This is a genomic window from Asticcacaulis sp. AC466 (genome assembly GCF_000495815.1).
Classification (GTDB): domain Bacteria; phylum Pseudomonadota; class Alphaproteobacteria; order Caulobacterales; family Caulobacteraceae; genus Asticcacaulis.
Genome location: NZ_AWGE01000001.1, coordinates 796,388 through 815,714 on the forward strand (window position 1 = coordinate 796,388; position 19,327 = coordinate 815,714).

Here is a 19,327-nt window from a genome sequence, read left to right on the forward strand (position 1 = left end):
CGCTGTCATGAATTTATTCGTCCTTGCGTAAAGAAAACCGCGTGGCGGTCAAGGCGTCGGATACCCGGCACGACTTGGTGTCTATGAGGCCAGCCGTGCGCATGTGCACCCGGATCGTCGCCTCCGGCAAGGGGGATTTGGGTCCCTTCGGATATATCACCCAGATAGGGGCCGACGGCAGGCGCTGGCTTAGCTCAGCCAGGGCGGCGTTCAGATGATCATGGCTATGCGCCACGGCAATGGCGATAACGGCCTGTTGTGGATCGGTGGTGGTGGCGTTGACGAGCGCCGCCTTCAGGTCCGGATCATCGATATGGCCCCAGATCAGTGCCTTATGACCGCTATCAACACCCAGCTTCTGCGCCAGGTCGGGCGGCGGGGTTGTCATCTTCTTGAGCCATTTTACGGCATGGCCGTCGGGCAGGCGCAAGGCATAGGCCAGACCGTTATGGTCGAACAGCAATTCTTGATCGATGACGTGCGGTTCCACCAATTCGGCAATGGCGAGGGTGCGTCGAAACGGCCCGCGTATAATAAGTTCATGGCTTTCCAGCACAAGCTTGCCGGTGGCGCTTTGCGTGCCGATGCGCACCTGTCCTTCGACCTCGAGTCCCATATTGACCTCCGGTTGTCAGGATACCACGTCGGCAGCAACCCGCAATCGACTAAAGCGTGACTTCGCAGGTCCGCATGATTTCGAGCCGCAGTTCCGGAATGCCAAAGCCGGTTTCGGAAGAGGTCGACAACACGATCGGGTGTGCGGCGGGGCGCTTGCGGATGGCGTCCTGGGTCGCGGCGACGACCTGGGCCAGTTCGGCGGGCTTTATCTTGTCGGCCTTGGTCAGGATGATCTGGTAGCTGACGGCGGCCTTGTCCAGGGCGTCCATCGGCTCCTTGTCCACGTCTTTGAGGCCATGCCGGGCGTCGATAAGCAGATAGGCGCGTTTCAGGTTGGGGCGTCCGCGCAGATAGTCGCGCCCCAGGTTCTGGAACTTCTTGACCGCGACCTTCGACGCCTTGGCCCAGCCATAACCAGGCAGATCGACCATGTGCAGGGCGTCATTGAGCAGGAAGAAATTCAGTTCCCGCGTCCGGCCCGGTTCGTTCGAGGCGCGTGCCAGATATTTCTGGCCGACGAGGGCATTGATCAGCGATGACTTGCCGACATTGGATCGGCCGGCGAAGGCGACTTCCGGCAGTTCGTCAGACGGCAGCTGCGTTACGGCAACCGCGCCCATGACGAAAGAGACCGGGCGGGCAAACAATACCCGCGCGGCTTCCAGCTGTTCAGCGTGCTGGGTTTCTTCGTCCTCGTTCAGGCTTTCTGGTGTCACGCTTTTTTGGGCTCTTTCTTGGTGATCTTGCCGATGAAGGTGTCGATCGGGTTTTCAACCTTCAGGCGGTGCATGATCGAATATTGCTGGAGGATGGTGAGGATGTTGCTCCAGATCCAGTAGATGATCAGGCCGACAGCGACGTGGGCCATGAAGAAGGTCAGCATGACGGGCATGAAGGACATCATCTTCTTTTGCATCGGATCGACGCCGGTCATCGGGGTCATTTGCTGGCTCAGCCACATCGAGCAACCATAGAGAATCGCGATGACGCCGATATGGAGCGGGCCGTCCAGGACGCCGCCGATCATCGGCACGTCGGCCGGATGGAAGGGCAGCAGCCCGAACAGGTTGACGATGGTGGTCGTATCCGGCGCCGACAGGTCCTTGATCCAGCCGAAGAAGGGCGCATGACGCATTTCGATGGCCAGGGTCAGAACCTTATACAGAGCCCAGAAGACCGGGATTTGCAGCAGCATGGGCAGACAGCCGCCCAGGCCGGCCATCGGATTGACCTTTTCCTCCTGATAGAGGGCCATGGTCGCTTCCTGCTGCTTTTGCGCATCGTCCGGGAAACGCTTCTTGATGGCGTCAAGCTTCGGCTTCAGGCGTTCCTGAACCTGCTTCATCTTGGTCATCGACTCGTAGGAGCGGTGCGCCAGCGGGTAGAAGACGAGCTTGACCAGAACCGTAAGGGCCAGGATGGACAGGCCGAAATTGCCGATCAGGCCGTACAGCTTGTCGAGCAGCCAATACATCGGATAGGTGATGAAGCCCATCATCGCGCCCCAGTCGATGGCGTAGCCAAAGCGCGGGATCTTCATGTCCTTTTCGTAGGCTTGAAGCTGGGGCTTCAGCTTGGCGCCGGCGAAGACGTGCGATTGCGACTTCCAGGTCTGGCCGGGCGCCAGGGTCACGGCGCTGTCGACATAGCCGGTGCGGAAGGTCGGGATATTGTTGTTGAGGTCGGCCTTGGCGGTGAAGGTCACGCTCTGGCCCTGGTTCGGGATGACGGCCGCCATCCAGTACTTGTCGGTGATGCCGTACCAGCCGCCGACGGACGACTGTTTCTCGATCGCCTTGGCGTCCTTCGGCTTGGCCATGTCCTTGTACTTCAAGGAACGGGTGCGGTAGTCGCTCGGCTTGGGTGCGGTCATGACGCTGGAATAGGTGGCGATGGCGCCTTCGTGGACGACGGCTTCCTTGCCGGCATGTTCCGGCATACCGGTGCGCACGACCATGGCGTAGGGCGCGAAGGCCACGGCCTGGGGCGTCGCATTGCTGACCGCATCGTCTTCCGTGATCATGTAGTTTTCGTCGATGCTCAGCGTGCGCGTAAAGGTCAATCCCGCGCCGTTGTTGTAGCTGAGGACAACCGGCTTTCCGACGCTGAGCGAGGTGCCGCCGGTTTGCGTCCAGACCGTGTCGTCGGTCGGCGCGCCGGGGATATTCTGGAAATTATAGCCTGAGGTGACGTAATAGGCGGTAGCGACCCCCTTGGGGGTCAGCAACTCGACCGGATCGTTTTTCTTGTCTACGGTCTTGTTGTACTTGATAAGGTAGAGGTCGTCGATCAGGGCGCCCTTCAGCGCGATCGAGCCTTTCAACGACGGCGTGTCGATGGCGACGCGCGGCGATTGCGCCAGAGCCTGCGGTCGGGTGACGACCGGCGCGGCGGCGCCGAGCGGCAGACCAGCAGCTACGGCGGCGCTGGACGAGGAGGCGGCCGCTGCGGCCTGGGCCTTGGCGCGCTCCTTCTGCTGCGGACCGAAGACGAAGAACTGGTAAAACGCCAGCACAGCCATGCTGATGACCAGGAAATAGATCATATTCCGGTTGTCGGTATTGTTATTCATCGAACGGTCTTTGTTTCCTGTTTGAGCTCAATCGCCGCATGGCTCCTCGCGGTAGCGCGGGCGGGCGGTTGCCCCTGCCGCGCTGCCGCGAAGAGGTCACGGCGTCGCGGCGTTTGGTTTAGGGCGCGCCAGCCTTATCAGGGCGGCTTTGACATCGTCAAGTAAAGCCTGCCAGTCGCAGGTGTGCGTATCGGCCCGGGCGATCAGGACGTAGTCGTGTCCCGGCAGGCCAAATTGCGGAATTATAACCTCTGCGGCTTCGCGCAGGCGGCGTTTGGCGCGGTTCCTGACAACGGCGTTACCGACCTTTTTCGTGGCGGTGAACCCGACCTTGATTATGTCGTCGTCGCGCGGTTTGGCCTGCACCACGACTCGGGGGCGGGCCTGCCACGCCGCCTTGGCGGCGGCCAGATATTCCGGGCGAACTTTTAAGCGGGGAATCATGCGCGAGACTTCGCCTGGCCAGACGTTAAATTGCGGGACGATGAGCGGCCCGCCGCTATAGATGAGGCGCCCGGCCTGAAATGCAAGAAGAGTCCTTAAGTGACTTAAGGACTCTTCTCAAATTCACAGCAATAGCTGAAAGCGATTAAGCGGTCAGACGCTTGCGGCCCTTGGCACGGCGACGGGCAACAATCTTTTGGCCGTTCTTGGTCGCCATACGGGTGCGATAGCCATGACGGCGCTTGCGGACAAGGCGGCTCGGCTGATAGGTACGTTTCGTTCCCATAGGGGGCTCCGATTGGTGTAACAGGGCCCCACAGGAGGCCGGAATTGCGTAAAGAGGCGCGTGGATAGTCCAGCAGCCGGCCCTTGTCAATGAATTTGACGGGGATTTTGTTGGAAATTTCCCGTTGCTTCGCGAATTTGCAGCGGTTGCGCCGCATTTCTGCTATATATACAACAATGACTCGTCAGACCAAAGGCTTACGTGTTCGACCAGGGTAAATCAGACGCGAAACTCGTGGAGCGGGGCAAGCCTTCGCCGTTAACGCGGCGGGAAGGCTTCTATGCCCAGCGGCTGACCCGTGCCCTGAGCCTGGTCGCCAGCCTGTCGCTCAAATATGGCTTGCAGGGCGCCGATATGGCGCGCCGCTTCGTGCTTAGCCTCTCCGGACAACTGGTTATCTTCACGGCTGTCTTCGTCATAGTTGTCGAAGCCGTCATTGTGATTCCGTCTCTTGCGTCCGATCATGAGCGCTGGTTGCTCGATCGCGTCCGTCAGGCCGAAATCGCGTCGCAATCGATTGATGTCGCGCAGAACAACGCCGTGTCCAAGGAAGTGTCGAACCAACTGCGCAAAAGTGCCGGCGTGCTTTACCTGGCTGTCGAAATCAACGGCGAAACCTATCGGCTTTACGATTCGAAGGTGGCGGTGCCCGATGAAATCCTCGATCTGCGCCAGTCCCACAAGGACGTTTTCCACGACATCGCTTATCTCTGGGCACCATGGAAGACCTTCACCTCGCGCCCAGACCGCCTGATTCATATCGTCGCCCAACCCAAGGTGCGGGGAGGGCAGGAAATTGAGATCGTGGTCAAGGCAGAACCGCTCAAGACCTATCTGAAATCCAGTCTGGCCAGCATGTTGCGGGTCAGCCTGAGCATCTCCTTTCTGGCGGGCTTTCTCATCTTCGTCGGTCTCTCGGTCTTTATCGTTAGGCCGGTGCGACAATTGACGAAGGGTATTGTGCGCTTCAAGGCCAATCCCGAAGACGCCAGCGCTACCTATCGGCCGTCCGACCGGCCCGATGAAATCGGCCAGATCGAGCGGGAAATCGCTTCGATGCAGGAAGAGGTGCGTCAGTCGCTGCGGTCACGCGCTCGTTTGGCCGCTCTGGGGCAGGCGGTGTCCAAGATCAATCACGACCTGCGCAACATGCTGACCGCCGCCCAGATGGCGTCGGATCGCCTGGCCAATTCGGCCGATCCGACGGTGGCCAAGGCATTGCCCCGGCTGGAACGTGCGCTCGACCGGGCCTTGTCTCTGGCTACCAATGTGCTCACCTACGGCAAGTCGGATGAGCAGACGCCGCAGATCCAGATCGTCCGGTTGCGTGACCTGTCCGAAGCTGCCGCCGAGGACGCGGGTCTGAGCATCGGACCGCACGGTCCCGAAACCGTCCGCTACAGTTGCAAGATTGCCAAGGGCTTTTTCCTGGAGGCCGATCCGGAGCAATTGCACCGCCTGCTGGTCAATCTGATGCGCAATGCCCGCCAGGCGATCGAGTTGCAGCCGAATCGCAAGGCGCGCGGCCGCGTCACGCTGACGGCCATCAAGACGACCGAAGATGTCTTTCTTATCGTCAGCGACAATGGCCCCGGTATTCCCGAAAAGCTGCGCGAAAAACTGTTCCAGCCGTTTACCTCATCGACCACCCCGGGCGGCTCTGGCCTGGGTCTTGCCATCGCCCGCGAATTGGCGCAACTGCACGGCGGAGATGTCCGGCTTGTCAGTTCCGGCGCCGAAGGTACGACGTTCGAGGTGCGTCTCCCGCTAAAAGGATAGAGTTCTGTGGAATTTGAAGAATTGATTGAGCTGGCCCGCGAAAGCTATATGGGGCAGTTCGTGACTTTTGCAGACATGCAGGCCAAGACCCACATAAAAGGCAAGGCCGAGGTGAAGTTCGTCCTGGAAGACAGTGACCTTTATCGCAATTATTACTGCGCCGATTATGCCAGTTCCGAAGACGGTAATATCACTGAACTGATGCCCGACGAAGAGGTCAGCTTCGACCCCATCGAGGTCAGTCTGGAAGATATGGACATGCGGGTGGAGCGCCTGCAATGGAACGACATCAATATCAAGTCAGAGCCACCTTTGACCGATGCGGAGCTTGCCGACTGGTTCGAAACCTGGTTCGATCCGGATGACAAAACCTTCGATCCCGACACGCGTTTTTCAGGCAACATCCACTCTCTGACCATCGATGGCGAAGGCATCCATGTCGATATGGGCACCGCGCCGCTCGACGCCTTTGTCGAACTGCTCGTCCTGTATCAGGGGCTGGGATATTCGGAAATCAGGCTGACCTGAGCAGGGCGTCGATATAGTCCGGCACGACCTGGGTGGCTGGGCCGAGGATTTTCTCGTCGAACAAACTATGGCCGAGCGATGGCTCCAGGTTAAGTTCCACCGTATGCGCCCCGGCGTGGCGGGCGGCGGAGACAAACCCCGCCGCCGGATAGACATTGCCCGATGTGCCGATCGACAGGAATAGATCGCACTCCGACAGCGCCCGTTCGATGCGGTCCATTTCCAGTGGCATTTCTCCAAACCAGACAATGTGCGGGCGAAGCGCGCCATCGACGGGCAGGTCGGTGTGCCAGTCCGTCACCTTACCGGTTTCGACATGACGTGCTTTCAGAAGCTCGCCATGCATATGGATGATGCGATTGCGTGGCACGCCCGCCGCGTCATAAGCCCGATCATGCAGATCATCGACATTCTGGGTGACCAGAAGCACCTGACCCTTATGTGCTGCCGCCAGCCGCGCGATAGCGTGGTGCGCGGCATTGGGCGCGACTTCGGCCAGTTGACGACGGCGCTGGTTATAGAAATCCTGCACCAGGGCCGGATCGGCGGCATAGCCTTCCGGCGTCGCCACCGCCTCGACACGATGGCCGCACCATAATCCGTCCGAGGCGCGGAAGGTGGGAACGCCTGATTCCGCCGATATGCCGGCGCCGGTCAGAATGACGATGTTTTTCATGGCTTTTATGTCCGGGGTCAGATGGCGCTATTTGACCACTACGCCTTCACGGCGTGGATCGCTGCCGCCATCGAAGCTGCCGTCGGATTTTTTAAGGATGCCGTTCAGGCCTGATTCCTCACCCGACACCGGCGTCAGCTTGTAGCCCATGGCGACCAGGCCGTCCCAAACCGCCGGCTCCATCCGGCCCTGTTCGATGCGGATGCTGTCGCCGCGCGATACGACGTTGGGCAGGTTAATGGCGTCCTGCATCGGCAGTCCCCAGTCGAGAATGCCGAACAGGACTTTCAGGTTGTAGGACAGGATGGACGTGCCGCCGGGGGAACCGACCGCGGCGACCACCGTCTTGCCCGTGGCGTCGAAAACGATGACCGGCGCCATGGAAGAGCGCGGATGCTTGCCGCCGGCGACGCTGTTGGCGATGGGCAGGCCATCGGCGGTGCTCGGGCTGAACGAAAAATCGGTCAACTGGTTATTGAGGAAGAAGCCGCCGACCATGCGGCCGGTGCCGAAAAAGCTTTCGACGGTCGTCGTCATGCTGACCACATTGCCGTAACTGTCCCGGATGACGAAATGGGTGGTGCCGCCCGGTTCGATGGTCTGGTCCATCGCCACCTTCATCGGCAGCACGCCTGCTTTTGGCGGCAGGTTGGCCTGGCCGATTCGGATCAGATCGGCGCGCGCCTTGAGATAGGCCGGGTCGAGATAGGCATTGCTTTGCGAGCGGAACAGGTCGGTATCTGCGACGTACTGATCACGGTCAGCATACATCAGCCGCTCGGTTTCAATCAGCGCCTGCCAGGCGCGCGGATCGTGCACGCCCCATTGGCCGATAGGTTGGGATTCGGCGATCTTCAACCCCTGCAACAAGGCGATGCCGCCGGAGGGCGCGTTGTTGGAGCAGACAATATAGATGCGATAGGTGATGCAGACCGCCCGGTTCTGGTAGTCGCCCGCTGTGGAATATGGCTGGGTTGTCGTCGCCTTTACCGAATAGGTTTTGAGGTCGGCCATGGTCATGCCGCCGGGCAGCGGCGCGTCATGCGTCTTTGCGACGATGGCCTCGGCGATCGGGCCGGAGCGAAAGACCTCGCCGCGCTGTTTGGCAAAGGCGCGCAGGGTTTCGGCATAGGCCGGGTTCTTGATGGTGTCGCCGGTCTTGCGATAACCGCCTTTGCCATCACCGAGATAGGCGACGAAATCGGGCGTATGCTTTTGTGGGAAGTCGACGTTCTGAAGGTAGTTGCCGAGGCGGCGTGTAACGGTGAAGCCGTTGTCAGCAAGGGATTCGGCGGTGGTGAACAGGCTAGCCCAGTCCTGATTTCCGTGCTCGCGCTGGGCGCGGTCAAGCATATGCATGGCGCCCGGCACGCCCGTGGCGCGTCCTGACACAACGGCGTCGCGGAAGGCCAGGGGCTTACCGTCGGCACCGATGAACATATCCGGCGTGGCTGCGGCCGGAGCGGTTTCACGGCCGTTATAGTCGGTGATCTGGCCGGTCTTCGCATCATAATAGAGCATGAAGCTGCCGCCACCGAGGCCGGAGCTTTGCGGCTCGACCAGGCCCAGAACGGTCTGCACCGCGACGGCGGCGTCGGCGGCGGTGCCGCCGCGCTTCAATACGGCCATGCCGGCCTCGGCCGCCTCGGGTTCGGCCGCGACGACTATGGGCGTGTAGCGCGGGGCTGTAGTCGGGGACGTGTGTGAAGGGGGCGTTTGGGCGACCGCGCTTTGGGTGTGCGGCGCAGCGCCGGGCAGGGTGGCACAGCCCGCGCCCCCCAGACACCCAATGATTAGCCCTGTCACGAGAATGGATGTCAGGGGCAATCGGATCATGGGGCACTCCTTCGGCAGCAGACGCACGGTCAATATGGGATCAGTGCCCGGCCTCGCGAGGGCTATCAACAAAAAATCATCAAAAGCGTGGAAAAAGTGCCAATCTGGCCTTGCCTTTGCCGCGAAGCTCAACTAAATGTCCGCCCCTCGCCGGAGGGCATCGCTCATCCGGTTGTTTGTAAGGCATGCACTCGTAGCTCAGCTGGATAGAGCATCAGACTACGAATCTGAGGGTCGGGCGTTCGAATCGCTCCGAGTGCGCCATTCAAGAGATTAAATAGCCTCCCTTCGGGGAGGTTTTTTATTGCCCTTTTTCTTGATATGCGTCCGAAATAAGACGGTTTTTCCATGGTTTATTTGGAGAGGCGTTCTCACGTCGCAAGGAGGCGGTGCCTAAAGGCATTAGATCGCTTTCGAAACGTAATGCACTCGAGTTCCTGGCTTTTGCAGCGCAATAAGATAGCGATGTTTTTCGCTGTTGCAAAATAGAAACAAACACCCCAGATGTTTTGTATACGATATAAATTATTTTGACGTTTGGCGCATTCGTGTCCTTATTGTGTCGGGTCTGTTTAATTTTGGGGACTGATGACTAAGATGCGCACTAAGAATACCAAGACATTTCTGCTCGCCGCCAGCGGACTTATGGTGGCGATGATATGCGCGCCGGCACTGGCGCAAGATACCGGCGACAGTTCGACGACAGCCAAGAAAAAGGAACAGGCGGCCGAAGAAACCACGGTTGTCGTCACCGGTTCGCGCATTCGCCATAAGGGCGCGGCCAGCGCCACGCCGACCACCGTCATCAATTCCGATACCATCCGTAAAACGGGCACGCGTCAGATCGCCGACCTGGTCAACCAGATGCCGGCGCTCGTCATCAGCCAGAGCGACCAGACCTCAAACGCCAACCGTGACAAAGACTCCATGGATCAGGGCCATCCCGGCCTGAACGCCCTCGACCTGCGCGGCCTGGGGACCAAGCGCACCCTTGTCCTGGTGAATGGTCGCCGCCACGTGCCGGGGGCACCCGGCAGCGCCGCAGTCGATGTCAGCACCGTGCCGTCCGGCCTGGTGGAGCGCGTCGAAATCGTCACCGGCGGCGCCTCGGCGCAATATGGCGCCGATGCCGTGGCCGGTGTGGCCAACTTTATTCTGAAGAAGAACTATCAAGGCGTCGACGCCAATATCCGCTACGGCAATTCGAACTATAACGACATGCCGAACTATGCGGCGGATCTGTTGTGGGGCAAAAATTTCAACGACGGTCGAGGCAATGTCACCCTGTTCGCCAGCTACGACCAATCCAATGGCACGGTTGGCGGTCAGGATCGTCCGTCAACCTCGCGCGGTAACCCGTGGTGGTATCGCGCGACTAAGACGGGGCCCTATACCGTGCTCGACGACCAGCACCTCCTGCAATATTCGCCGCGCGCCGTGGTGCTCCTGGGCAGCAAGCCCTACGTCTTCAATGATGACGGCACTATGCGCGCCCCGATTCTGGGTACGGAGGGGCTGATCTCGAACCTTTCGCCTACGGATATGGCCAAGAACTCCAGCGTCGCGTCTCTGATCACCAACAGTGGCGGTGAATTCGGCGGCCGGTACGACAACTGGCTGTTGTCCGTGCCCAGCCAGCGCTTCATCACCCACGGCAGCTTCGGCTATCAGCTCAGCGAACATGCCCGCTATTTCTTCGAAGCGGACTTCGCCACCAACAAATCGCACGGTGAATATGGTCTGTGGTGGGAAGGCGGCACGAACAAGCTGCAGGACGGCAATCCGTTTATAACGCCAGAAATGATCGCGGCCAATGGCGGCGGCTTCCCTGATGGCCTGTCCTTCGTGCGTAACTACCCGGAATTTGGGAAGTCGCGGTCGAACTACCAGCGCGACATGTACCAGTTCGTCACCGGCTTTGAGGGGGACCTGCCTGCCCTGTTCCGCGGCCATGACTGGGCGTGGTCAACCTATGTTTCCTACGGCAAAACCAAGGAAACTATCCAGGATTTTAACAGCACCTCAAATGACCGCTATATGCGTGCGCTGGACGCCGTCACCGGTCCGGGGGGCACGCCGATCTGTGCCGTCAATGCCGATGCTGACACCACCAACGATGACCCCGCTTGTAAACCGCTCAATCCGTTCAAACCGGTTACGCAGGATGTCATCGCCTATCTGAATTATAATAGTAGTAAGTCCAGGACCTCGCTCGAACAATATGTCTGGTCCGGATATGTTACGGGTGGCATTTTCACTTTGCCGGCCGGTGACGTGCAGGTGGCTTTGGGCGCTGAATACCGTCGCGAGGCGAACAATATCGGCGCGCGTGATGAATATAACCCCGATAGCCCGAAATTTGTGCCTGATTACGGTGTGTCCGAGACGCCGCTGAAGGGGGAATTCGACGTCAAGGAAGTCTTTGCCGAATTGAGTGTACCGATCCTCAAAGATCTGCCGTTTGCGTACCGCCTGACGGCTGACGCCGCCGTTCGTACCGCCGACTATTCGACCGCTGGCAAGACGACGGCTGAGAAGTATGGCCTGCAGTGGGCGCCGGTGAAGGATATCCGTTTCCGCGGCACCTACGGCACAGCCGTGCGTGCCCCGAATATCAGCGAAGTCTTTACCGCCTCGTCGATTAGCGGCCAGTGGCTGAGCGACCCGTGCAACTACTACAATCTGCCGAACCGTGTCGACAAGACACAGTATACCGCCGCCAACTGCGCCGCCGCCATGCCCGCCAATAAGAACGACTATTGGCTGTGGCTGGATGTCATCAAGAAAGGCAATTCGGATCTCAAGGTCGAGACGGCCAAGACCCTGACCGCGGGTGTGGTGCTGCAACCCCGCTTCATGAAGAATTTCACGGCGACCATCGACTATTACGACATCAAGATGAGCAATGTCATTTCGTCGATCGAGCCGCAGCAGATCATCAACAAGTGCATGGACGCGCCAACGCTCGACAACGCCTATTGCGGCATGATCGTTCGCGATCCCGTGACCCACAACCTCGTCTCCGTGGTCAAGCAGAACATCAATCTTGCCAAACGCACGACCAGCGGTATCGATATGGAATTCGATTATTCCGTCGATCTCGCCTCATGGGGTTGGGGCGCCAATGCCGGTCGTTTAGGCGTCAACAGCGTCTTCACACGCCTGTTCGAGAACAAATACACCGCCGATCCGGATCATCCGGAAGTGATTACCGATACGGTCGGTATCTTCGGCTTCCCGAAATTGAAGGGGCGCACTGCCTTCACCTACAGTCACGACAAGCTGTGGGTCGGCTGGACCAGCCGCTTCTATTCGGGCATGCGTCAGACCGTGACCATTACACCGGACGCATATGCGCCCTATAAGACGAAACCGATCGCCTATGATGACGTGTATGTGTCGTACTGGCTGAAGCCCAATGTGAACCTCAGCGCGGGCTTGTCCAACGCCTTCAACAAGCAGCCGCCCCGCTATCCGGGCGCGGAAGCCGGTGGGGCCTACTTCGGTGACGAGGGTTGGCAGTCAGGCGTGTTCGACGTGATCGGCCGTACAGGCTGGATCAATCTGCGCTTCACGCGCTAGTCAATTCGGGCTCCGCACTGACCTGCGGAGCCCGTCTTGCGTTCACTGTCCTCGCGCGTTACTCTTTGAACATGTTTTTCAGCACGCTATGCGAGTGCAGAATTATCTCCTGCACAGGCGAGATCACTAGACAGGGATGCCGTTATGGTCCTCAAATATTTCCAGCGCCGAGGCGCCTTGTCCATGGTTCTGGTCTTGGCAGCGGGCGGCCTTTTGGCGGGGTGCGCGCCGGTTAGGCTCGGGTCTTTCACAGATTTATCTCAGCCGCCGTGGCCATCAGATGGGAAAGGCGAGGGCCCCCGTCCCACGGTGGTGCGGAAATCAAAAGGCGTGATTGCGAAGGGCGAAACGTCTGGACGCGTGGGAAACGACACCTATGTGTGTATGGATAAAGCGTGCAAGGAAGCTATTAAGGTCGAATAGAGGCCAACTACTTGGTGGGCGAGCGAAACCTCCGCCGATAGGCTTTTCCCCCATACCGTAGCGGGGTCAGAGATCGCGGCCCACAACCGCTTCCAGTTTGGACAGGAAACCATCCCAGCCATGCATGGCGCCGCCGAAGGCTTGCTTTTGATCGGTTCGGAAACCGGCCTGTTCTACGCGCAGGTGCGTACCCGTCGTCGTCGGTGTCAAGGTGAAGGTCACCACGCTACGCAAATCGTAGGCCGCATTATCATTGACGTGATCCCAGGTGAAAGACAGACGCTTGCCGGCGTCGAGGATCAGCACCTCACACTCCAACACGCCGCCCCAGTCCCCGCGCAGGTTGAACCTGTGGCCGACAGTGGGCAGGAAGTCGTTTCTCATCAGCCACTCCGCCATCAGGTGCGGCTGGCTGAGGGCGCGCCACAGTTTTTCCGGCGGATGGGGAAAATCGCGTTCGACAATGACAGAGCGGGTTTCGGGCGTGGTCATCAGGACTTGGCCTTCTTTTTAGGGGCGTTAGCCTTGGCGGAGATATTCAGGGCGACGGCAGCCTGGATCAAGGCCATGAAAGCCGCCTCGTTGATCGGCTCGCCCTCACGGAAATCGATAGCGCGTCGCGTGGCACCCTCCAGGCTGGAATTGAACAGGCCCTCCGGATCGGGGACCGAGGCGCCCTTTGCGAAGGTCGTTTTTACTGCGGCCTTATAGGTCTCGCCGGTGCATACAATACCGTCGTGTGACCATACCGGAATGTTCCATTTCCACTCCTCAACGATCTCGGGATCGGCCTGTTTGATCAAGCTGCGCAGCCGGTTAAGCGTGTCACCACGCCAATCGGCATATTCCCGGATGGCGTCGTCGATAAGCTGCGCGGCCGGGATACCTTCGGTACTTTTCAAAGGTTTTTTCATGCGTTTCCTTCTCTACGATTGAGGCCCCGACAATCTGGACGCAGTGGCATTGCTGTATCCCCATTTGTCGCAGTCATTGATCCATCCGCTTCAGTACGTCTTCGAGATCATCCATGCGGCTTTCCCAGAAGCCGGCCATTTCATGTGTCCAGTCGACGAGGGGGGCCAGGGCCTTGAGTTGTGCGCTATAATGAGTCTGGCGTCCGGCAGGGCGGTCGCGGACCAGGCCGGCTAGCTTCAGGACCGCCAGGTGTTTGGACACGACCGGTTGAGACACGCCGGCTTGCGCGGTCAAGGCCGCGACGGTTTGCTCGCCGTCGCGGCACAGGCGCTCGAATATCGCCCGTCGCGTTGGGTCGGACAGGGACCGGAACAAGATATCGTTTGGCGTTTCGGACACGGGCATTAAATCCATACCTGAATGGCTATGGGTTATTCATAGCTATTCGGGTATGAATGTCAAGCGGCGCCGTCATCTAACATTTTCGTAACTTTACAGTTTAGTTCCATATGAAATAGTCGCGGCCTTAACCGATGAGAGGGCTGCGCCATGACGAACTCCTTTAAATTCAAGCCGAGCCGCTTTAGCCTGGCGTTCGCGACCGGTCTTCTGGCACTGGCGCCGATGGCCGGGTCGCCTGTTCAGGCCGCCGCACCGACCAAGTCGGCATTGACCAAAGCTGCGCCCATCACCGTGCCGCCGATCGTCTATAAGACGCGCACCCTGCCGAACGGCATGAAGTTGCTCTATTCCCGCGACACCACCACGCCGAACGTCACGGTTCAGGTCTGGTATAGTGTCGGTTCAAAGGACGATCCCAACGGTCGTTCGGGCTTTGCGCACCTGTTCGAGCATTTGATGTTCAAGGCAACGCAGGACATGCCGTCGGAAACCTTTGATCGCCTGACCGAAGATGTTGGCGGTTTTAACAATGCCTCGACCTGGGATGATTTCACCAACTATTACGAGGTCGTTCCTGCCGCCAGCCTGGAACGCCTGATCTGGGCTGAATCGGAGCGCCTGGGGGCGTTGGTCGTCGATGAGGACATCTTCAAGTCGGAACGCGACGTGGTGAAAGAAGAACTGCGCCAGCGCATCCTGGCCCAGCCCTATGGCCGCCTGTTCGGTCTTTATATTGCGCAAAATTCGTACACCACCCACCCGTATAAGCGGCCGGGCATCGGATCGATCGAGGAACTGAACCTCGCCACGATCGACGACGTGCGCGCCTTCCATGCCACCTATTACCGGCCGGATAATGCCGCCCTGATCGTTGTCGGCAATTTCGACGAAGCGCAGCTTAATGCCTATGTCGACAAGTATATGGGGCCGTTGAAAACGCCCACGTCGCCCTTGCCGCGCGTCACGGCCGTCGAGCCGCCGCATACGGTGGCTAAGACGGTCACGACCTATGGACCGAACGTCCCCTTGCCGGCTGTCGCCTTGACCTGGATGGGCCCCAAGGCGTCCGACTCCGACGCCGCAGCGACGAAGGTGCTTGATGCCATCCTGACCAGCGGTAAGTCGTCGCGTCTTTACAACAGCCTGGTGTATGACACCCAGGTCGCCACCAGCGTCTTTTCGAATGCCGATCTACCCGCCCAGCCGGGGCTGATCTATGTCGGTGCCATCATGGCAGATGGAAAGCCTCTGGCAGAGGGCGAAGCCCAATTGCTGGCTCAGATCGCCCGCCTGCGCGACGCACCGGTCAGCGCGGCCGAACTTAGCGAGGCCAAGACCGAACTGATCGCCAATGCGGTGCGCCAACGTGAAACCATCGATAACCGGGCCTTCGCCCTGGGCTATGCCTTGGTGACGCAAGGCAATGCCGAAAAGGCCAACAGCGAGGTCGCCGAATTGTCGGCGGTGACAGCGGCCGACGTTCAGGCCGTCGCGCGCAAATATCTCACCACCAATGGCATGACGACCATCCGCTATGTTGCGGAATCCGAACGCAAGGACGCTGCCCCGGCCGTCGCCACCGTGCCGCCCGCCGCCAGCGCCACCTTCACCGGCCCGATCTATACATTGCGTCCGGAAGGCGAGCGAACGCCGTTGCCGCCTCTGGGCGCCGCCGTTAATCCGACCCTGCCAGCGCCGGCTGAGACGACCCTGCCTAACGGTCTGAAGGTCGTGGTGGCGAAAAGCTCGGACCTGCCGCTGGTCGCGGTTCGGCTGACGGTGAAAGCCGGTGCGTCGTCCGATCCAGCGGGCAAGGCTGGCGCGGCCAGCCTGATGTCGGATGTCATCACAGAAGGCACAGCGACGCGCACGGCGCAGCAGATCGCTGCCGAAAGCGAGGCCTTGGGCACGGAAATTTCGGCCGGTTCCGATTGGGAATATTCCGCGCTCAGCATGAATGTGGTGAAGGGCAACCTGTCGCCGGCCATGGCCATCCTGTCCGACGTTGCTCTGCATCCGGCGTTCAAGGCCGATGAGATCGAGCGTATGCGCAGCCAGACGCTCGACGGGCTGAAAGTCAATTACCAGCAGCCCGGCGCCCTCTCCGGTTACATGACGGCGCCCCTGATCTATGGCGGTACGCCGATGGGCCATGTGGCGAGCGGTACGCCGCACTCCCTGCCCGGCATTACGCGTGAGGATCTGGTGGCGCTGCACACGGGGGCCTGGCGGCCGGATAATGCCATCCTGGTGCTGACGGGCGACATAACGCCTCAGGAAGGCTTTGCCCTGGCCCAGGCCGCCTTCGGAGCCTGGAAGGCGCCGGCAGGCAAGCCATTGACCGCGCCCGCCGTGACCCCGGCGGCACCGCCGCGCGATGTGATCGTCGATCTTCCCGGTACGGGGCAGGCGGCGGTTCGGGTGGTCAAGACGGCCATTGCCCGGTCATCGCCCGACTACTATCCCGGCATCGTGGCCACTACGGTATTGGGTGGTGGCTATTCGGCACGTCTCAATCAGGAAATCCGCATCAAACGCGGCCTGAGTTACGGTGCGAACGCCAGCCTGTCTACGCGTCTGACGACCGGCGCCTTTACTGGTCAGGCCCAGACCAAGAATGAATCGGCGGCTCAGGTCGTCGGTCTTATCAAGACCGAAATGACGCGTCTGGCGGCAGAACCGGTAAGCGCAGACGAATTGACCGCACGCAAATCGGTGCTGATCGGCAATTACGGGCGAAACCTGGAACGGGCCGACGGTCTGGCCAATGTGCTGGGCGACCTGGCCTTCTACCGCATCGATCTGAAGGAAATTCAGCAATATACGGCCAAGGTGACCGCCGTGACGCCGCAACAGGTCAGCGCCTTCGCCGGAACCCAGCTCGATCCCGCGACGTCCAGCGTGATCGTTGTGGGGGACCGCAGTCAGATGGGCGACGCGATTACCGCCGCCCTGCCCAAGGCTGAGGTTATCTCCGTGACCGACCTTAACCTGGATAAGTCCGGATTGAAGTAGGATAAGTTGGTCCGGCGTCAGTCCTGTCGGGGCCAAAGTCTCCCATCACGGGGGATAGGCCGCCAGGCATGACGCCGGATCAGTTTTTCCCGCCAGAAGGCGCTGTAGTCGGCGATGGCCTGAACTTCCGTAGCTTCATGGTCGTGGTGCAGCCCCATCTCGAAATAGATGTCCAGGTTGGTCAGGTCGGGCTGCGGTAGCCTGCCGTCCAGGCAGTCGGCCCACATGCCGGCATAGAGGGTTTCGAGATGCGCCACCAGTTTGGTGGTGTCGAACAGGGTGCAGGTCAAGCGGTTAGCCAATAAGTGTTCGCGCCAGGCCTTGAGGTCGCCATGTCCGCGCCCCAGCGCCACGGCCTGATCGACATAGTCTTCGATCCGGGTACAGACAAGCGAGTCCGGCAGTCCGGCCGATTTGACGAGCGACCCGCAGACGCGCGACGCGAAGCTGCGCCCCGACAGGGTCAGCACCGGCACCCCCATCCACAGGGCGTCCGAGCAGGTGGTATGCGCGCCATAGGGCGTGGTGTCGAGGAACAGATCGGCCAGCGGATAGCGCGCCAGATGGTGGGCGTTGGCCATCTTGTCGGCAAAAATGATGCGGTCCGGGTCAATGCCCTTTTCCTCAGCGTAGGCTTTGAGACGGGTGTGCGAGGTTTCCGCGCCGGACAGCAGCCACAATACGGCATTGGGCACGCGGGCCAGGATTTCCAGCCAGCGATCTAAGGTAAAGCGCGTGATCTTATGCGTGCCGTTGAAGCAACAATAGACGAAGGCGTCTTCCGGCAGACCGGCTTCGGCGCGTGTCGGTGTATGGTCCGCGACGACGCGCAGACGATTGTTCGGCTGATAGCAGGGCAGGCGGGTGACCTGCTCCGAGTAGTAGATTTCGTCGCCTGCCGGTATGATCCAGGGATCGGCGATGATGTAATTGTGATAGGGGCTGGCCAGGCTGCCCGGAAAGCCCAGCCAGTTGACGATGACCGGGGCGGGGCGCAGGGACAGAAGTTTGGTGCGGCCGTCGCGGGTATAGCCGTTGACGTCGATGAGGATCTGAATGCCGTCGTCGGCGATACGCCGGGCCGCGGTGGCGTCATCCATCTTCGTGATGTCGATGAAATGATCGGCCGTTGCTTTGTAATGGGCATGGATCGGATCGGTCGAGGGAATGCCGCAATAATAGGCGAAGACCTCGACCTTCGACCGATCATGCAGGCCCAGCACTTCGTACATCAGGTGGCCGATGGCGTGCTCACGCAGATCTGACGACAGGTAGCCTATGCGGATGGGCTTGTCCTTCGGCCTGTTCATCGCCGCCCAATGCGTCGTCAGCCGGTCGCCGGGCATGCCGACATCGCGCAGATTGTAGGTGTAGCTGACCGCCAGTTGGAAGATCGGATCGTCGGTATAGGCGTCAATCGACAGCGGCGAAATGCCGGACAGCAGATGATCGCGCGTCATGTTTTCGAAGGGAAGCACAACTGGCCAGGCGCACTGACGCTGACGCAGGGCGATGAAATGCTGCATCGCTTCGCGCTGGTGCGGATCGAGTTCCAGGCTGATCCGCAGGGCGGTTTCGGCGGGCTCGTCCTGGTGCGCGCCTTCCAGCACACGGGCGGCCTGATTGAGCGCCATGGTTTTGTGCCGGACGGCGGAGCCGGTCAGTTGGTCGAGCCGGCTGGCGAGCGTGTTCCAGGTGATGACGGCCTGGGCGTTATTTCCCAGGCCTTCGTGGATGCGGCCAAGGTTGATATAGACGCTGTGGAAGTCCGGATTGAGGTCCACCACCCGCTCCATGACGTCGCGGGCCTGGGCCAGATCCCCGGCGTCGGTCAGGATGACGCCGAGGTTGAACAGCAGGGCATAGAGGAGCGGGTGATCGGGATTTTGCGCCAGGAACTGATTGTAGAGGGCGATGGCTCCAGCCTCCTGGCCGGCGGCTTTCAGTGCTTCGGCCGATTGAATCAGCTCCATCACCGTCATAGGTTTGCCTCCGTGTGCGACCTGACCGTACGTATCCGCCATTTAAACTTTCCGATTCGCCTCGCGTCAAACTTAACGGCGCTCAGCCGATTGTCAAAAATCAACGGCTGTTTCCGCAAAAAGGCCGGTTATAGCCGCGACTCATGTAAAACAGGTATTGGCCAAGGCTATAAACGGACGGCGGGTTAATTTTACCATTTCGACATGAGGCGATAATGCAGCCACCAGTCGAAATTAATCAAAAGTTTACCGTAAATTTTAATAACTGG

At 59.9% G+C, this 19,327-nt stretch carries 15 protein-coding genes and 1 tRNA gene; 5 read left to right on the forward strand and 11 right to left on the reverse strand.

What is annotated here, in order from left to right:
• Nucleotides 1-13: 13 nt before the first annotated feature.
• The 5 genes from AEAC466_RS26685 to rpmH all read right to left on the reverse strand — a co-directional run bounded on the left by AEAC466_RS26685 (nt 14) and on the right by rpmH (nt 3,920).
• Nucleotides 14-616 (reverse strand): DUF3052 family protein, encoded by a 603-nt coding sequence (locus AEAC466_RS26685; protein WP_023456802.1) that lies wholly within the window; start codon nt 614-616, stop codon nt 14-16.
• Nucleotides 617-665: 49 nt separating this feature from the next.
• Nucleotides 666-1,334 (reverse strand): ribosome biogenesis GTP-binding protein YihA/YsxC, encoded by a 669-nt coding sequence (gene yihA, locus AEAC466_RS26690; RefSeq protein WP_023456803.1) that lies wholly within the window; start codon nt 1,332-1,334, stop codon nt 666-668.
• Nucleotides 1,331-3,190, reverse strand: a complete 1,860-nt coding sequence (gene yidC, locus AEAC466_RS26695; RefSeq protein WP_023456804.1) for a membrane protein insertase YidC — start codon at nt 3,188-3,190, stop codon at nt 1,331-1,333. The genes yihA and yidC overlap by 4 nt, the downstream gene beginning before the upstream one ends.
• 96 nt (nt 3,191-3,286) lie before the next feature.
• The gene (rnpA, locus tag AEAC466_RS26700; protein WP_023456805.1) at nt 3,287-3,634 is read right to left on the reverse strand and encodes a ribonuclease P protein component; all 348 of its coding nucleotides are present in this window, start codon (nt 3,632-3,634) and stop codon (nt 3,287-3,289) included.
• A gap of 145 nt (nt 3,635-3,779) precedes the next feature.
• A complete protein-coding gene (gene rpmH, locus AEAC466_RS26705; protein ID WP_018080783.1) occupies nt 3,780-3,920 on the reverse strand; it encodes a 50S ribosomal protein L34 in 141 nt (46 codons plus the stop codon).
• Between the two features lie 201 nt (nt 3,921-4,121).
• Here rpmH and AEAC466_RS26710 point away from each other — a divergent pair, with 201 nt between their 5' ends.
• Entirely contained in the window at nt 4,122-5,699 is a 1,578-nt protein-coding gene (locus AEAC466_RS26710) for a sensor histidine kinase (RefSeq protein ID WP_023456806.1), read from the forward strand.
• A 6-nt stretch (nt 5,700-5,705) separates the two neighbouring features.
• Nucleotides 5,706-6,227 (forward strand): hypothetical protein, encoded by a 522-nt coding sequence (locus tag AEAC466_RS26715; RefSeq protein WP_023456807.1) that lies wholly within the window; start codon nt 5,706-5,708, stop codon nt 6,225-6,227.
• Here the strand turns inward: AEAC466_RS26715 and AEAC466_RS26720 are convergent.
• Both AEAC466_RS26720 and AEAC466_RS26725 read right to left on the reverse strand, forming a co-directional pair.
• A complete protein-coding gene (locus AEAC466_RS26720; protein ID WP_235074143.1) occupies nt 6,214-6,912 on the reverse strand; it encodes an NAD-dependent deacylase in 699 nt (232 codons plus the stop codon). The two genes, AEAC466_RS26715 and AEAC466_RS26720, sit on opposite strands and share 14 nt — an antisense overlap.
• 18 nt (nt 6,913-6,930) lie before the next feature.
• The gene (locus tag AEAC466_RS26725) at nt 6,931-8,739 is read right to left on the reverse strand and encodes a gamma-glutamyltransferase family protein (RefSeq protein ID WP_023456809.1); all 1,809 of its coding nucleotides are present in this window, start codon (nt 8,737-8,739) and stop codon (nt 6,931-6,933) included.
• 187 nt (nt 8,740-8,926) lie between these two features.
• On the opposite strand from AEAC466_RS26725, the gene AEAC466_RS26730 reads away from it, so the two are divergent.
• Together AEAC466_RS26730 and AEAC466_RS26735 are read left to right on the forward strand one after the other, a co-directional pair.
• Nucleotides 8,927-9,003: transfer RNA gene (locus AEAC466_RS26730), tRNA-Arg, on the forward strand.
• 333 nt (nt 9,004-9,336) lie between these two features.
• A complete protein-coding gene (locus AEAC466_RS26735) occupies nt 9,337-12,321 on the forward strand; it encodes a TonB-dependent receptor plug domain-containing protein (RefSeq protein ID WP_023456810.1) in 2,985 nt (994 codons plus the stop codon).
• A 489-nt stretch (nt 12,322-12,810) separates the two neighbouring features.
• Here the strand turns inward: AEAC466_RS26735 and AEAC466_RS26745 are convergent, their stop codons facing one another.
• From AEAC466_RS26745 to AEAC466_RS26755, 3 genes are all read right to left on the reverse strand, one after another.
• A complete protein-coding gene (locus AEAC466_RS26745) occupies nt 12,811-13,236 on the reverse strand; it encodes an SRPBCC family protein (RefSeq protein ID WP_023456812.1) in 426 nt (141 codons plus the stop codon).
• Nucleotides 13,236-13,658, reverse strand: a complete 423-nt coding sequence (locus tag AEAC466_RS26750; protein WP_023456813.1) for a DUF1801 domain-containing protein — start codon at nt 13,656-13,658, stop codon at nt 13,236-13,238. The genes AEAC466_RS26745 and AEAC466_RS26750 overlap by 1 nt, the downstream gene beginning before the upstream one ends.
• Nucleotides 13,659-13,731: 73 nt before the next feature.
• On the reverse strand, nt 13,732-14,058 hold the full coding sequence (locus tag AEAC466_RS26755; protein WP_235074134.1) for an ArsR/SmtB family transcription factor: 327 nt from the start codon (nt 14,056-14,058) through the stop codon (nt 13,732-13,734).
• A gap of 150 nt (nt 14,059-14,208) precedes the next feature.
• On the opposite strand from AEAC466_RS26755, the gene AEAC466_RS26760 reads away from it, so the two are divergent.
• A complete protein-coding gene (locus AEAC466_RS26760; RefSeq protein WP_023456815.1) occupies nt 14,209-17,076 on the forward strand; it encodes a M16 family metallopeptidase in 2,868 nt (955 codons plus the stop codon).
• 17 nt (nt 17,077-17,093) lie between these two features.
• Here the strand turns inward: AEAC466_RS26760 and AEAC466_RS26765 are convergent, their stop codons facing one another.
• Nucleotides 17,094-19,100 carry an O-linked N-acetylglucosamine transferase, SPINDLY family protein gene (locus AEAC466_RS26765; protein ID WP_031238208.1) on the reverse strand — a complete coding sequence of 669 codons (2,007 nt, stop codon included), beginning with the start codon at nt 19,098-19,100 and terminating at the stop codon, nt 17,094-17,096.
• Nucleotides 19,101-19,327: the final 227 nt, after the last annotated feature.